This is a genomic window from Pseudomonas sp. TMB3-21 (genome assembly GCF_054898145.1).
On the sequence record NZ_CM142718.1, the window covers coordinates 175,679 to 189,464 of the forward strand.

At 53.9% G+C, this 13,786-nt stretch carries 14 protein-coding genes and 1 pseudogene; 8 read left to right on the forward strand and 7 right to left on the reverse strand.

Annotation, left to right across the window (positions count from 1 at the left end; all coding sequences use genetic code 11):
• Positions 1 to 522: 522 nt before the first annotated feature.
• Positions 523 to 1,032 (forward strand): BRO-N domain-containing protein, encoded by a 510-nt coding sequence (locus ACYZTS_RS00970; protein WP_461993344.1) that lies wholly within the window; start codon positions 523 to 525, stop codon positions 1,030 to 1,032.
• Positions 1,033 to 1,153: 121 nt separating this feature from the next.
• Here ACYZTS_RS00970 and ACYZTS_RS00975 read toward each other — a convergent pair whose 3' ends face one another.
• Positions 1,154 to 1,510, reverse strand: coding sequence for a hypothetical protein (locus ACYZTS_RS00975; protein WP_461993345.1), 357 nt, complete (start codon positions 1,508 to 1,510; stop codon positions 1,154 to 1,156).
• Between the two features lie 284 nt (positions 1,511 to 1,794).
• Between ACYZTS_RS00975 and ACYZTS_RS00980 the strand changes: the two are divergent.
• A pseudogene (locus tag ACYZTS_RS00980) lies at positions 1,795 to 2,721 on the forward strand (colicin E3-like toxin immunity protein).
• Positions 2,722 to 2,883: 162 nt separating this feature from the next.
• Here the strand turns inward: ACYZTS_RS00980 and ACYZTS_RS00985 are convergent.
• The 3 genes from ACYZTS_RS00985 to bglX form a co-directional block, all read right to left on the reverse strand.
• Positions 2,884 to 3,270, reverse strand: coding sequence for a type II toxin-antitoxin system VapC family toxin (locus tag ACYZTS_RS00985; RefSeq protein WP_461993347.1), 387 nt, complete (start codon positions 3,268 to 3,270; stop codon positions 2,884 to 2,886).
• On the reverse strand, positions 3,267 to 3,512 hold the full coding sequence (locus ACYZTS_RS00990) for a type II toxin-antitoxin system Phd/YefM family antitoxin (RefSeq protein ID WP_461993349.1): 246 nt from the start codon (positions 3,510 to 3,512) through the stop codon (positions 3,267 to 3,269). The genes ACYZTS_RS00985 and ACYZTS_RS00990 overlap by 4 nt, the downstream gene beginning before the upstream one ends.
• Positions 3,513 to 3,938: 426 nt before the next feature.
• Positions 3,939 to 6,209 (reverse strand): beta-glucosidase BglX, encoded by a 2,271-nt coding sequence (gene bglX / locus ACYZTS_RS00995; RefSeq protein ID WP_461993351.1) that lies wholly within the window; start codon positions 6,207 to 6,209, stop codon positions 3,939 to 3,941.
• A 449-nt stretch (positions 6,210 to 6,658) separates the two neighbouring features.
• Here bglX and ACYZTS_RS01000 point away from each other — a divergent pair, with 449 nt between their 5' ends.
• Positions 6,659 to 7,648, forward strand: coding sequence for a hypothetical protein (locus ACYZTS_RS01000; protein WP_461993353.1), 990 nt, complete (start codon positions 6,659 to 6,661; stop codon positions 7,646 to 7,648).
• Positions 7,649 to 7,655: 7 nt separating this feature from the next.
• Here ACYZTS_RS01000 and ACYZTS_RS01005 read toward each other — a convergent pair whose 3' ends face one another.
• Together ACYZTS_RS01005 and ACYZTS_RS01010 are read right to left on the reverse strand one after the other, a co-directional pair.
• Positions 7,656 to 8,828, reverse strand: coding sequence for a hypothetical protein (locus ACYZTS_RS01005; RefSeq protein ID WP_461993355.1), 1,173 nt, complete (start codon positions 8,826 to 8,828; stop codon positions 7,656 to 7,658).
• A gap of 97 nt (positions 8,829 to 8,925) precedes the next feature.
• Positions 8,926 to 9,741: a sulfite exporter TauE/SafE family protein gene (locus tag ACYZTS_RS01010; RefSeq protein WP_461993357.1), complete on the reverse strand. Its 816-nt coding sequence runs from the start codon at positions 9,739 to 9,741 to the stop codon at positions 8,926 to 8,928.
• Between the two features lie 112 nt (positions 9,742 to 9,853).
• Between ACYZTS_RS01010 and ACYZTS_RS01015 the strand changes: the two genes are divergently transcribed.
• From ACYZTS_RS01015 to ACYZTS_RS01030, 4 genes are all read left to right on the forward strand, one after another.
• Entirely contained in the window at positions 9,854 to 10,621 is a 768-nt protein-coding gene (locus ACYZTS_RS01015) for an AraC family transcriptional regulator (RefSeq protein WP_461993359.1), read from the forward strand.
• A 93-nt stretch (positions 10,622 to 10,714) separates the two neighbouring features.
• Positions 10,715 to 11,032: a helix-turn-helix domain-containing protein gene (locus ACYZTS_RS01020; RefSeq protein ID WP_461993361.1), complete on the forward strand. Its 318-nt coding sequence runs from the start codon at positions 10,715 to 10,717 to the stop codon at positions 11,030 to 11,032.
• A 46-nt stretch (positions 11,033 to 11,078) separates the two neighbouring features.
• Complete coding sequence (locus tag ACYZTS_RS01025; RefSeq protein WP_461993363.1) at positions 11,079 to 11,441, forward strand: type II toxin-antitoxin system RelE/ParE family toxin; 363 nt, start codon at positions 11,079 to 11,081, stop codon at positions 11,439 to 11,441.
• A complete protein-coding gene (locus tag ACYZTS_RS01030) occupies positions 11,434 to 11,754 on the forward strand; it encodes a helix-turn-helix domain-containing protein (protein WP_461993365.1) in 321 nt (106 codons plus the stop codon). Before ACYZTS_RS01025 ends, ACYZTS_RS01030 begins: the two co-directional genes overlap by 8 nt.
• 15 nt (positions 11,755 to 11,769) lie before the next feature.
• On the opposite strand, the gene ACYZTS_RS01035 is transcribed toward ACYZTS_RS01030, so the two are convergent.
• Positions 11,770 to 12,816: an MBL fold metallo-hydrolase gene (locus ACYZTS_RS01035; protein ID WP_461993367.1), complete on the reverse strand. Its 1,047-nt coding sequence runs from the start codon at positions 12,814 to 12,816 to the stop codon at positions 11,770 to 11,772.
• Positions 12,817 to 13,030: 214 nt separating this feature from the next.
• Here ACYZTS_RS01035 and ACYZTS_RS01040 point away from each other — a divergent pair, with 214 nt between their 5' ends.
• Entirely contained in the window at positions 13,031 to 13,639 is a 609-nt protein-coding gene (locus ACYZTS_RS01040; protein ID WP_461993369.1) for a TetR/AcrR family transcriptional regulator, read from the forward strand.
• Positions 13,640 to 13,786: the final 147 nt, after the last annotated feature.

The window sequence follows — 13,786 nt, forward strand, 5'->3', positions numbered from 1 at the left end:
CCCTAGAAACCTCAAAGTAAATGAAATTTCTCCGGATCCGTGACATGGGGGTGGCGCACGGGGTTAAGACAAGGCAAGAAATAGGTGGCATAAACACTGGATATAAACACAGCATAATTTACTCTCTGCCGTTGTCCAGATTTCGTTTTGTTTCCTGAGAAGTAGGAAAAGTCGCTGATTGACGACTGCCTCTGATCCACCTACCCTCGTCTCCGAGCCTAAGAAACTCTTCAAACCAGAGCGGTCATCCGCACCCGACAGTCATGCGGCTTTTTTTCGTCTGCGGTTTCTCTACGCCTGCGAGAAAATCCCCGTTATGTCGGGAGTGGGCGAATACAAGACCCGAAAGGGGAATATGTCCGGCCCGTCTCTGGTGGGTTTCTTAGCTCCCGACACCCATAACGAATGCCCTAAGAAAGCAGCCAGAGGTAAAGGAAATGCCTGACTATCCGACCTTCATGAAGAAGGTGAATCTTCGTACCCGAACACTCCATTGCTCACCTCCGAATCTGGAGGTACACCATGCCTGATTGCCTTGTCCCAACCGTATTCACTCGTCACGGCAGCCATCTTCATGCGCTGCTCGTGGAAAACCAGGCCTGGTTCTGCGCTCACGACCTTGGTCGATTGATGGGCAAGTATCTCGATGAACGCATGTCTCGCAAGCTCGATCCCGACCAGCGCCGGATGATGCTTCTGCAGGCTCACGGCACGGTGGAAGAACGACTGATGATCAGCGAGTCCGGCGTCTACGCATTGCTGGTTTATCACTATTGCCCTGAGTATCGGCTGCTGCGGGAATGGCTGACTCATTTGGTCGTTCCAGCGCTGCGTGATGCGCGCCCATCCAGGTCGATTGAGCGTCCGACGTTGAGTGTGCTGGATTGGCCGAAGATGTCTCTGTGCATGTTGCACTGGCAGGATGAACCGTGGATTCGATTGCGGGATATGCCTTATGTGTTGGCGGATGATCCATTCAATCAGCGTGGTTCTTGGTGGCGGAAGGCGTCGCGGGTGTTGCGCGGATTCTGACTGCTCAAACGGGCCAACCGATCCGCTGCTTGAATTTTCAAGTAGCGGATTTTTTTTAGCTGACGCGGGGGACGTTTGATATTTCAGAGTTGCTACCGCGCAGATCAAAAATCCTCAGTCACTACGCAATCAACTCAACATAACTCGACTCCCCACCGCCCTCCGCCCCCGACAACCAACCCCATACAAACGCCAGCGTCGTACGCCCTGCCTCATCAACACCCACCGTGCCACGCGACCAGCCGGCCAGGATCTCGCCCTCGGTGGTGATGCAGTGATAAAGCAGCTCGATTGTATCGGCGCCGGTCACGCGGCCAACTTGATGACCCGTGCGAATTCGGCCGCCTTGGTAGGTGCTCGAAATGGCATCGCCTTCAACCTGGTAATGAAACACGGTGCCTGTACCGGATAAGCCGTGGGTGTTGCCGGCTACGGTGAAGCGGCGATTGTGCAGGCGTTGAGAGAGGGGGATTTGCATGGGTGTCCAGTCCTTTGGTTGAGAGGGTCCATTTTGGGTTTGGTCATCTTAAGCGGCTTTGTTTGGAGTTGGGTGAATCTGTTAGACGGAGGTGCTCTGAGGTTTTTCGCGAGCAGGCTCGCTCCCACAGGTTTTGTGGCTGCCGTGGATTGTTCGGCGTACGGAAAATAGCGAAAACGCTTCGAGTTATTCAAGACTCGTCCTACAGCTTCGATTAACCACGTTCGTTAACGTCGCGTTGCCCCTTTTCCGGGGCTGCCGACGGATGAACGAAAGGATGATCAGTGGCTGGCAACAAGGACATTCCGCGGATTAAGAATCCGCCCTCCGGTGATGGGCATCACGTCACTCACCGCTTCATGACCGCCACCGAATTGGCCGAGCGGGACGCCAGACAAGACGCCTACGAGGCCATGCTGGCCAGGCAAGAAGCCTTCGAACGCAGCCATCAGGTCATAGCGGAAAAGCACAGGCCCACTCAAGCCGGATGTGTCTTCGCCAAGTCCTGAAAACTGCCGGACGCCATCATCGATTACACGAATCCCTCAGGGATGGTGCCGACCGATAATCTCAAAGACTACGGTGACCTGATTCTGCTGGGAGCTCGCGAAGCAGATGAATCAGGCGCTGTGCCACTGAAGAAGATCAGTGGCACAGCGATTCCCGTCGGTCTTGGCTCCCTGGCTCTCGCCGGCTCGGCATTCGCCGCTGCTCCCGTCGCTGCGGCGAGCGCAGTAACAGCGACGCTGGTTGGCCTCGTTGCACTGATCACACCATCGAGTCTGGGCGACAGCTCGCTTTATACCGAAGACCAACTCCGTGCGCTCAAACAGGCCCGTACCCGCGTTCGCCTGAGGGTCGAGCAACTGACTGACAATCACGAAACAGGCGAACAGCTTGACCCACCGGAACAAATCGAAGCATCAAAAAATATTTATGAGGATGTTATGGGACTGAAAATCAGGCTGGAATGGTATGACAAACAAACCGAGATGGGCGAAGGCGAGGAATTGTCGGAAGACCTTGGCGATGATGGGTCTGTTATTGAAGCGTTGGGCATGCCGATTGAAAACAATGTGAACAACGGCGGTTTCAACGTCTCCCGCGACTGGGCAAGCATTCTTCAGCTCCACTTCCACCATGTCATCCAGCTGCACTCTTATGATTACCAAGTGGCGTTCGTCTATCGAGACAAGTGGCACTCGAAGTGATAGCGGAATGAAGATTCAAAAAAACCGAGCAATCTCCTGATCGGGTTTATTACGCGTTTTCTTCGTTTGGTGAGAAACGAAAACTCGCGATCTTTACGAATCGTGAGCAGATTCGCTTCCGGGATCGGCGGCAGGATTGGAAAGTCCGTGGTCTGCCCCCCTTCATAACCTTGCTGGTACGACCCGTACTCCGTACTGCGGAATAATCCCGTCCGCTGTCACCAACTCCAGGCCTTCTGCCTGAGCCTGGGCAATCAACATCCGATCAAACGGATCGCGATGAATCTCCGGCAATTTGCCCGCCTGCTGTCCGTGGAAAAGAGAAATAGGCAGCTTGGTGAAGCCCTCGTCTTCAACCAACGCCTCAAGATCCTCTGGGGCCTCTAGCATTCCTTTGGCCTGCTTGATCGAAATTTCCCAAATTGAAGCGGCACTCACCAGCACCTGATTACGTGGCTCTTCAATCATCTGCCGAGCATCTGCGCCCAACGCAGGATCATCGGACAGCCACCAAAGAAACGCATGGGTATCCAGTAACAAGCGCCTCATAGAGTGCCCTCAAATCCTGCGATGATGTCTTCAGGCGTCTTGTCGAAATCCGCAGAAATCCGAATTTTCCCCTTCAACCGCCCAGGCTTACGCGTCCGAGGTGTATCGACATGAGGAAGCAGGTCCAGATAGGGCTTGCCGGCTTTGGCGATCACCACCTTGTCGCCATGCCATACGCGCTCCGCGAGCTGGGAGAGTTGGGATTTCGCTTCATGCATGTTTACTTGCACCACTTCGTTCATACGAGACCTCGAAAAACCGTTAGCTAAGCTAGACTAAGCCAGACTAAATTTTTTGGCAAGACGTCGGCGAGCCGTCGGTGAAGAATTAACAGGCGGCAAAGTGTTGGGACTGAAAATACATACGATGTGATGCCGAGGGCTGTACTCAGGATCATTCGCGAGCAAGCTTCGCTCCTTTTGTGCAGGGCAGACACATAATGAGCGCAGCTAAACTCATCGGAGTTGGCCACAAAGATCGTATAGCCGCACATTTATTATCAGGTTTTTTCGGCCTACGACCCTCGATACACAAGCGTTCTGGCTCATAGAGAACACGAAACACTACACATTTTTTTCCGATTTTTCTGCAGATGATATGTTGCTGGCACCGACTTAAGCCGCTTCCGTCCTTCGGCCAGAGATCACCATCAGACGCTTGCGCCCACCCTACAACAGCTCGAAACTTTGCTCTCTGACATTCTGGGAATCCAGGCCGATTTGCACACGAAACTCGCCCGGCTCGGCGACATACTTCAATTGCGCGTTGAAGAACTTCAAGTCGCTCTCATCGATGCTGAAATGAACCTCTTTCTCCTCTCCAGCCTTGAGCATGATTTTTTGAAAGTCCTTCAATTCTTTAACTGGGCGGCTGATGGATGCGACGACATCGCGGATATAAAGCTGAACCACCGTTTCGCCATCGCGCTGGCCAATATTTCGAACGGTGACGCTGGCATTGATGTTGCCTCTGCTCTTAAGCGTTTGAGTTGAGAGTGTGATTTCAGACAGGCTGAAATCGGTGTAACTCAGCCCATAGCCGAAGGGGTAAAGCGGGCCATGGGATTGATCGAAATATTGAGACGTGTAGATGCGAGGTCCATCCGGCAGGTAGGGCCGGCCAGTGTTCAAGTGGCTGTAGTAATTTGGGATTTGCCCGACGGAGCGTGGAAAGGTGATGGGTAATTTGCCGGACGGGTTGTAGTCACCGAACAACACATCGGCGACTGCATTACCTCCTTCGGTACCGCTATACCAGGTTTCCAGAATCGCATCGACCTGCTTCTGCTCCTTGCCGATGGAGAGAGGCCGGCCGTTCATCAATACCAGCACCAACGGCTTGCCGGTGGCTTCCAGCGCTGTGATCAACTCACTCTGACGCCCAGGGAGATCGAGGCTGGTTCGACTGGCTGCTTCATGGGACATGCTGCGGGGTTCGCCCACCACTGCAATGACGACATCGGCCTGCTGTGCAACCTTGACCGCTTCGTCAATCATATCTGCTGCCGCACGAGGGTCATTGTCAACTTCGGACATTCCCAAGTATTTAATAACCTCAAGATCCTCTGTGAGATTGACCCCTCGGGCATAGATCAGTGAGCCTTGGTTCATCGCGTTTTTCAGTCCGTCGTAGATCGTTACCGACTGCGCGGCCACACCGCTCGCAGACCAACTGCCCATGATGTCCACGGAACTTGTTGCTAATGGACCTATGAGCGCAATCACGCCCTCTTTTTTTAGCGGCAAGAGCCGGTTTTCATTTTTCAACAGCACCAATGTCTTGCGGGCCACATCACGGGCCTGAGCTCTATGTAGACGGTTTTCGGCATTATTGTCAGCGGGGTCTTCACCGGGCATGCCAATGCGCCGATAAGGATCTTCGAACAGTCCCATATCGTACTTGGCACCCAGTACTTCCCGCACCGCGTTATCAATATTGCTCTGAGCAATAGATCCTGTTGCAAGCAGCCCCGATAGCTCTTGACCATAAGATGAGTCGTTCATACTCATATTAATGCCAGCCCTGATTGCGAGCATGGCAGCTTCGCGATGATCCTTCGCAACACCATGCTGAACCAGATCGGAGATTGCATTATGGTCGCCGATGACCAGTCCCTTGAAGCCCCACGTCTTGCGAAGCAGGTCTTGCATCAACCATGTATTGGACGCTGCTGGCACACCATTTATTGTAGTAAGAGCCACCATCACGGCTCCCGCTCCCCCATCAATCGCCGAACGATAAGGTGGCAGGTAGTCCTGATACATCTTGACCATGCCCATGTCGACGCTGTTGTAGTCGCGCCCACCCTCTACAGCACCATACAACGCAAAGTGTTTGGCACTGGCCATGATGCTGTCCGGTTCATTTGGGCTTTTGCCTTGGTATGCCTGAACCATCACTTTGGCAATACGTGAAACCAGGTAGGTGTCCTCACCGAAGCCTTCGGAGGTGCGCCCCCAACGAGGATCACGGGCAATATCTATTGTCGGTGCGAAGGTCAAATCGATAGCGTCTGCACTGGCTTCTTTTGCCGCCGTCCGACCGCTCAACTCAATAGCGGCCATATCCCAACTGGAGGCTAAAGCCAGGCCAATGGGAAATATGGTTCGATGACCGTGTAACACGTCCCAGCCGAAAAACATCGGTATCTTCAGGCGGCTACGTTGAGCCGCGTCCTGCATAGGGCGATTTTGGTAACGGGTCACAGAGCCGAATGTCCCTCCAATTCGCCCGGCGGTGATCTCTTGACGGATCCTTTCGGGTGTCATGTTGTCATCAATAGCGATCAGCCGTAGTTGGCCAACTTTTTCTTCTACCGTCATTTGTTCAAGCAAGTGCTCAACAAATTTTTCTTTGGGGCTGGTACTCGGTAGCACTTCAGCGAAAGCAGGATGGCCGAACAAAATACCAAGCACACCGGATACAATAATTTTCTTCACAATGCCCTTCCATGAATTGCAACCAGGCACTGCGCAACACATTGCGCTGCGCGCCATGCCCCAGGAAGGAAAAAAGCTACACACTAGACGCGAACTTCCTTCCTCTACTCTGAGGGGCGCGTGAACCATCTAGCTGTAAAGGTCCTGCAAAAAACAACGAACGTCTACTGTCATTTCTGACAGTTGACGTCGACAAATTCAGACTTTAAAGCGAATTTCAAAAGCATAAAAAAGAAGCAAAACGCTGAAAATAACTACCATGTCGGATCCCGATCGTATTTGAAGATTTGCCGATTGTGAACACAGTTGCCTTAGCAAGCCTTCATAGAGCACCGCTACGACTCCTCAGCGTGCCCTGCGAAAAATTTGCACTGCGTTGAAAACTTTCAGTGCAACCCGCCCCGCCTCCCGCTATTAATACCCTTCCCATGCAAGGACCGAAGCCCACCATGAAATTCGACCTCGCCTACTGCCTCAGCCTCGACACCAAACTGTCGATCTACGACGTACGCGATCTCAATTTCGACGAGACGATCGAGTTCGATTCCGCCAAGGAACACTTCCGATGTCCCAATGACGCTTGCAGATCCGCCTTCGAGGCCGCGAATGTGTTGACGACGTTCAACGCCAAAAACGTCAATTACGTTCGCACACCGCACTTCAAGAACACGCCTAGCACGCGGCATGTAACGGACTGCCCTTACGTCAGTATCAAAACGCCGGCGTCCGGTGTGGACGCGGACGGTGCGGAAACAGATGACAGTCGTGAGGAGCATTTTCCGTCGGAGTTGTTGCTGACTCGGCGTCAGTATGTGCGTAAGCCATCGGATCGAGCGGCCGCAGAGAATGCAACTCGAGAATTCCCAACAACCACTGTAACGAACAATGACGCTGCGCATTCAGGCCCTGAAACAGCGCCCGATAAGACCACCGTGTTCGCTCATCCAGTGGAGTGCTTTGTTTCCAACTTCGAAGACAAAGACCTGCTCAAGCGCATGCCATTGAAGATCGGCGAGCACTCGGCGCCGTACTCCTCGTTCTTTAAAAAGATCGAATACCTGACGGACAACAAGGGGCTGATTTACTGGGGAAAGATCAAGGAGATCAAGGATTACACCCAGAGCTTTCGCATCGATTTCGAGCAAAAGATCTGGTTCAAGCAGGCGGATGAGCCGAAGAAGAAGCCTTACTCAGTTAACGTTTACTTGAGCAAGAAGTTGATCGAGAACTACCGCAAACGCAAAGCGTTTCTGGAAGAGATCAAACACGCCGTCGACAGTGACAAAGAGCTGTTCTGTTTTTTCTACGGCGTGACGCCGGAGTTGAAGCAAGTGCCAAGCAAGAAAAACCCCGAGCAAACGTTCGGGGTGTTCAGTGCGAATATTGAGAACCTGGATCACTTTATTATTCGTGAGGCACCGGGGTTATTGAGTACGTAATAAACCGCTAGGGCAACTGGAGCGCTACGCCGCCAGGATGTTGCTTGATCAGGCTATACGGCAAGACACCCCAGCTAACATTGGCGCACACCGCCGCGACGTGAGGAAAGGCAGGATCCAATTTGATTCCCTGTTTCGTGAAATACCAGGAGGGGAAACTCCAGCGATCTTCCTCACCGTATTCGCAGTCGTTTTCCCCCTCGGCCGCTTCATTCATTTGCTTGGGATAGAGCGTGAGCAATTGCGCTACTAGCCAAGGCGCCAGCTCCTTAGTGCGGTACTCCGAATACGCATCGGATGACCCAGGCGAGGAAATATAGGCGTCGTAGTTTTCCTCGTAATGCAGCGGTTTTCCCTGTCCCACCCAGAGCACATCATCCAGTGTCAAAGATTTTCCTGTTTTGGTGTCGAGGTTGAGCGAGGCATTAATTTGATCCGGATAAGCCCCACCACAGAAATACTCGGTGGAGACACGGACACTCATGACGTTAGGCGTCATCCACAGAGGCTGACTGGTCTGGGAGTAGAAGGCATCAGCGTAATTGGCGAAGCACCCATAGTACCCAACGACCTCCTGCCACAAACGGCCCATCAATTGCTGATTAATGCGCTTACGCTCGTCCGCACTGTAGCCCGAAACCACTTCAAACAATTCGGCGTTGGACTGTGGCTCGCTCCACCATTGCAGCGTGTATCCCATGAAGGTCTCGGTCCTGCCTTGAGTGAGTTTCATGCCTTTTAATCGCAAGTATTCGTAGGGCGCCTTGTCGTGAAGTCTGACCAGATAGGGCAACGTGTCGGCGGGAACCGGAGGAAGTTTCGCCAGCTGCAATTCGACCTTCGAAATTTTGCCATCCGGGCTGGACCATTGTCCGAACCAACCATCGGACTTGGGTCGTAAGTGAATGATCGGAAGAGGTCTGTCCTCTCCATAACTCTGGGCCCCCTCTTGCAGTACAAGCGTGTCGCCTGCCTGCGAGCCACTGAGCATCAAGTCCTTGTGGTATTTTTCGTAAAAGTAACGCCCTTCACTTCCATCAGCGCTTACCTCCAGCACAATTGGCATTTTGCCCAGAGTCCCGGTGTAGACCTGTTTGCCGCTGTCAGCCCATAACATCCCAGAAAACGTCAAACACACCCATACAAGAGCACCGGCCAGACAGAACAGTCCCTTACACATCAAATCGTCCTTAAATGCAGCGAGTATTTGCTCGCAGGAAAAAACCGATTATGGCGAACCGGCGTTTAAGAATCGATAAAATCCAGTGTGATAACGGTCAGCCAAGCCACATGCTCACCATTACCACTATCAGCAATCCAATATAAACCCACGCATGCGTCCGATCCGGAATCCGCCCAATCCACGGTGTAGCCAACCGAATGCCCACCAGCGACCCCATCGTTAAAACCGCAAACGCCAGCAAATCCACATACCCAATAAACCAGGCGCCCAGATCAAATTCGGTAAACCCGGCCATTGCCATGTATGTCAGCGTCCCGGCCACTGCCACCGGCACACTTAGCGGATTGGCCATGGACGTCGCTTGACTCATGCTCAGCCCACAACGGCGCAACAACGGCACGGTCATGACGCTGCCGCCTACACCGAGAAATGTAGCGATTGCACCGATTCCTACGCCTCCCCCCGACACTTCCACCCTACCCAGTCGTCGTGGGATTTTGTTGTCGTTGTGCGTAAGAAATCCGCGTCTGAACAGGCAATCTATAATCGTCACACCCAGGTAAACGATGAACGCATAGCGAATCACTTCGCCAGTGGCCCACATCGCGGCCATGGCGCCGATCACAGCGCCCATGCCAATGAAGCCACCTAAAGGCCACAGGTAATGGCGAATCAGATTACCGGCGCGGTGGTGTTTTCCGGTGGAGACCAACGCATTGACGATCATCACGCAGGTCGAGGTGGCCACTGCAATATGCATCGCTGATTGCACAATCGGGTCGTCTGCACCGTGGCTGGCAATGAGCATTTGGTACAGCAATGGCACCACGACAAACCCGCCGCCAAAACCGAACAGCACTGCCGTGACGCCGGTCATGCAGCCGAAGAGTGTGAGCAAGAGATAGAACATGGTGCGTCGTCCGTGGGTTAAGAGCAGTCGACATTAGAGCGAACCCACTTGGCCCGCCTCAGTAAGTCAGCCAATAATATTCGCGTTTACGCCAACTGCTGAGAGCACCACGATGCGCAATGTTTCGATCAATCAACTGGATGAAACGCCACGCTCGGTGGTGGCAATCGGTTCGGATTATTCCTACGGCCAGGTGTTGCCCCGTCATACGCACCGGCGGGCGCAGTTGTTGTATGGGGCCACCGGGGTCATGCAGGTCAGCACGCACGACGGCAATTGGGTGGTACCGCCGCAGCGGGCGGTGTGGATTCCGCCCGGGGTGGCGCATGAGGTGCTGATGCTGGGGGTGAGCACGCGGAGTTTGTATATCGAGCCCGGCGCGGTAGATGTGGGCAGCCGTTGTCAGGTCATCAGTGTGTCGCCGCTGATGCGGCACTTGCTGATGGAGGCCGTGGAGATTCCGCCGGCGTACGAAGAGGCCGGACGCGATGGGGCGTTGATAACCCTTTTACTGTACGAACTGGCGCGCAGTGCGCATTTGCCGCTGCACATTCCGTTGCCCGAAGACGCACGGCTGCTGACGCTGTGTCAGGGCTTTCTGAAGCGGCCCGATGTGCACCAGTCGCCGCAGCAATGGGCCGATCATTTGCATATCAGTTTGCGCACGTTCAACCGACTGTTCCGCCAGCAGACGGACCTGAGCTTCAGTCAATGGCGCCAGCGTGCCTGCGTGGTGCTGGCCCTCGCGCGATTGGCCGCAGGCGAACCGGTGACGCGAATTGCCCTGGATTTCGGCTACGACAGCCCGGCTGCGTTCTCGACAATGTTTCGTCGCGTGTTGGGACATGCACCGTCCGTCTGGATGGCCGGGGCAACCTAACAGAAATTAAAAAATCCATTTGATCCGGGCGCAAAACAACTGTACAAAATCACAGTACTTTTCGAATTAGCACTCTTGAGCCCGGAGAACACCATGGCTTCTTATGCGATGAAAATCACCCTGGAGCGTATTGCCCTCTTCCAGTTCACCCCGGCTCACTGCGCTCAGGCGCGAGCGATGGTGGGTTGGAGCGTCGAGCAGCTTTCGCGAGAGTCTGGCGTTTCGGTAGATGCAGTTGAGCGGTTTGAGGCCAAGCGCGACGTGCCGGATGCAGATCGGCTGGCGCTGGCGTACCGGTTCGAGTCTGAAGGACTGGTGTTCTTCCCGGGCTTTGCGCCGGGGCGTGGGATGAGCGGGAAAGGGTCGGCGGTTGATTCGGGTGGGCGTACGGATTATGCGATGGGTGAGTGAATAAACTCACCGATTGACGATTATTCCCATATAGGTATATTTTCGCATGAGTACAAGGAAGTCACTCTGGTGGATCTGCAGCAGTAAAAAAGATCTCAAACAGATGCCCGCTGACGTACAGGACGTTTTTGGGTACGCACTGGATTTGGCACAAAGTGGTGCTAAACATCCTGACGCTAAGCCGCTGAAAGGGTATGGCAGCGCTGGAATGCTTGAGGTGGTGGAAAATTTCGACACCAACACCTATCGGGCGGTTTACACAGTCCGGTTTAGCAATGCCATTTACGTTCTGCACTGTTTCCAGAAAAAGTCGGCTTCAGGTATCAAAACCGCGCAGTCCGACATCGATGTAATCCGCAAGAGGTTCCAAGCGGCGCAAAACCATGCGAGAGGACCAGGAAATGATTGAAATCGAGGAAAGCTCCGGGAACGTCTATGAAGACCTTTCGACACCAAACGCCAATGAAATGCGGGTCAAGTCGCAACTGGCCGCAAAAATTGGCGAAATCATCAAGGCTCGACACCTGACTCAAGTTCAGGCCTCCGAAATTCTCGGTATGTCCCAACCGAAACTTTCAGAAATGTTGCGCGGAAAGTTTCGAGGCATCAGCGAAGTGAAGATGATGGAGTGCCTTTCCTTGCTTGGACGAGACATTCAAATCGTCGTCAAGTCGGCCCCTCGGTCAAGGAAAGAGGGGCGCATTGAAGTGGTATTCAGCTAGGCGAGTAGCTGAATATTAGGTGTTTTGAGCGGCCATCTCGCCGGCCGTACCTTCCACCTCCATCCACCAAGCCTCACCCCGCTGCGGATGAATCACATTAAACGCCTCCCCCATTTGCGGCGTAGTAATCGACACACTGCGCTCCCAGGCCAGTGCCAGAATGCGGTCAAACGGTTCGTACCAGGCGTGCATCGACAAATCGAACGTGCCGTTGTGGATGGGCAATAGCCAGCGACCTTTAAGGTCGATGTGCGCTTGCAGGGTTTGCTCAGGCTGCATGTGCACGTGCGGCCACTCCACGTTGTACGCGCCGGTTTCCATCAGCGTCAGGTCGAACGGGCCGTACTGTTCGCCGATGCGTTTGAAGCCGTCGAAGTAGCCGGTGTCGCCACTGAAGAAAATTCGCGTGGCGTCATCGAGAATCACCCAAGACGCCCACAGCGTGCTGTTGCCATCGAACAGCCCGCGACCGGAAAAGTGCTGCGATGGCGTGGCAACGAACTGGATGCCGGCAACCTCTGTGCCTTGCCACCAATCCAGTTGCCGCACTTTGCTGGCATCGATGCCCCATTTGATCAACGTATCGCCAACGCCCAACGGGGTGAGGAAATACTGAGTCTTCTCCGCCAATGCCAGAACAGCCTGATAATCGAGGTGATCATAGTGATCGTGAGACAGGATCACCGCCTCGATCGGCGGCAAGTCCTTCAGGCTGATCGGTGGCTGGTGAAAGCGCTTCGGTCCGGCCCACTGCACCGGCGAGGCGCGCTCGGCGAAGACCGGATCGGTGATGAAAAATTTGTCCCGTAGTTTCAGTAATACGGTGGAGTGGCCGAGACGATAAACGCTATGGTTTGGTGCGGCGATCAAGGCATCGCGAGTCAGGCGTTGCACCGGAACAGGTGCGCTCGGCCGAGTGCTTCGCGGTTTGTGAAAGATCATGTTCCACATTATCCGGAGCATTTTTCGAACACCTTCACGTTGCACCGGCGCATGGTTTTTGAATTGCCCTTCTACCTGACGAGAAGCTTCAGGCTCAGCGATGTTTTTGGCAGTGACCATGACTGAATGACTCCAGGAAACCGCAGGATGCCCGGTTTCAGCGGTAGGATGATAATTGGCCAAAGCACGCACGCATCAGCCCGAGACTCTAATGTTGGCTGCACAGCATTAACGAAACATTACACTGCACAGTGTAGTTTCAAGGTTGCATCAAAGCTGATCACAAGTAAACTGCCAAGTGTAATTCTCCACTTCTTTCTGCCGAAGCGTATTTATGACTGCCCCACAGCGCCTCACCGACCGTAAACGCGCAGCCATTATTCAAGCGGCGATCGCTGAATTCCGTGCCCACGGATTCGACGTCACCAGCATGGACAAGATTGCCGCTACTGCGGGCGCGTCGAAGCGCACGGTGTACAACCACTTCCCAAGCAAGGAAGAGTTGTTCTCCGAGATTCTCAACCAGCTATGGGCGCGGGTGACGGCAGAGCAGCAAATCAGCTACCGCGCAGACCTGCCGTTGCGTGACCAGATGCGCGTCATGCTGATGGCAAAAATGCAGATGATGGCCGATGATAATTTTCTCGATCTGGCACGGGTAGCCATCGCGGCAACCATCCATTCCCCGGAGCGTGCGCAGAATATGGTCGAGAGAATGGGCGAACGCGAAGAAGGCCTGACCGTGTGGCTTCGCGCCGCTCAGGCGGATGGGCGCTTGAAGCCGGCCGACCCCGCCTTCGCCGCGCAACAGGTTCACGGGATGCTCAAATCCTTCGCGTTCTGGCCACAGATTTCCATGGGGCTGCCTGCCCTCGCGCCCGAGATGCAAAGCACCGTCGTCGAGTCTGCGCTAGACATGTTCCTCGCCTGCTACCAACGCTGAACGCATTGCTGGCCGCGCCCACATCATCGAATGGCAAATCCTGCTCTCAATCACGGGCAATGAAACACGGCTGCTCGCCGAAAAAAACTTATACAAAGAGATCAAAAAAATACAAACCTTGTACAAGTATTTGTATTTTTGTATAAG

Coding starts and splice junctions, on each gene's coding strand:
- ACYZTS_RS00970 (WP_461993344.1), top strand. CDS start 523: ATGCCTGATTGCCTTGTCCCAACCGTATTCACTCGTCACGGCAGCCAT.
- ACYZTS_RS00975 (WP_461993345.1), bottom strand. CDS start 1,510: ATGCAAATCCCCCTCTCTCAACGCCTGCACAATCGCCGCTTCACCGTA.
- ACYZTS_RS00985 (WP_461993347.1), bottom strand. CDS start 3,270: ATGAGGCGCTTGTTACTGGATACCCATGCGTTTCTTTGGTGGCTGTCC.
- ACYZTS_RS00990 (WP_461993349.1), bottom strand. CDS start 3,512: ATGAACGAAGTGGTGCAAGTAAACATGCATGAAGCGAAATCCCAACTC.
- ACYZTS_RS01000 (WP_461993353.1), top strand. CDS start 6,659: ATGAAATTCGACCTCGCCTACTGCCTCAGCCTCGACACCAAACTGTCG.
- ACYZTS_RS01005 (WP_461993355.1), bottom strand. CDS start 8,828: ATGTGTAAGGGACTGTTCTGTCTGGCCGGTGCTCTTGTATGGGTGTGT.
- ACYZTS_RS01010 (WP_461993357.1), bottom strand. CDS start 9,741: ATGTTCTATCTCTTGCTCACACTCTTCGGCTGCATGACCGGCGTCACG.
- ACYZTS_RS01015 (WP_461993359.1), top strand. CDS start 9,854: ATGCGCAATGTTTCGATCAATCAACTGGATGAAACGCCACGCTCGGTG.
- ACYZTS_RS01020 (WP_461993361.1), top strand. CDS start 10,715: ATGGCTTCTTATGCGATGAAAATCACCCTGGAGCGTATTGCCCTCTTC.
- ACYZTS_RS01025 (WP_461993363.1), top strand. CDS start 11,079: ATGAGTACAAGGAAGTCACTCTGGTGGATCTGCAGCAGTAAAAAAGAT.
- ACYZTS_RS01030 (WP_461993365.1), top strand. CDS start 11,434: ATGATTGAAATCGAGGAAAGCTCCGGGAACGTCTATGAAGACCTTTCG.
- ACYZTS_RS01035 (WP_461993367.1), bottom strand. CDS start 12,816: ATGGTCACTGCCAAAAACATCGCTGAGCCTGAAGCTTCTCGTCAGGTA.
- ACYZTS_RS01040 (WP_461993369.1), top strand. CDS start 13,031: ATGACTGCCCCACAGCGCCTCACCGACCGTAAACGCGCAGCCATTATT.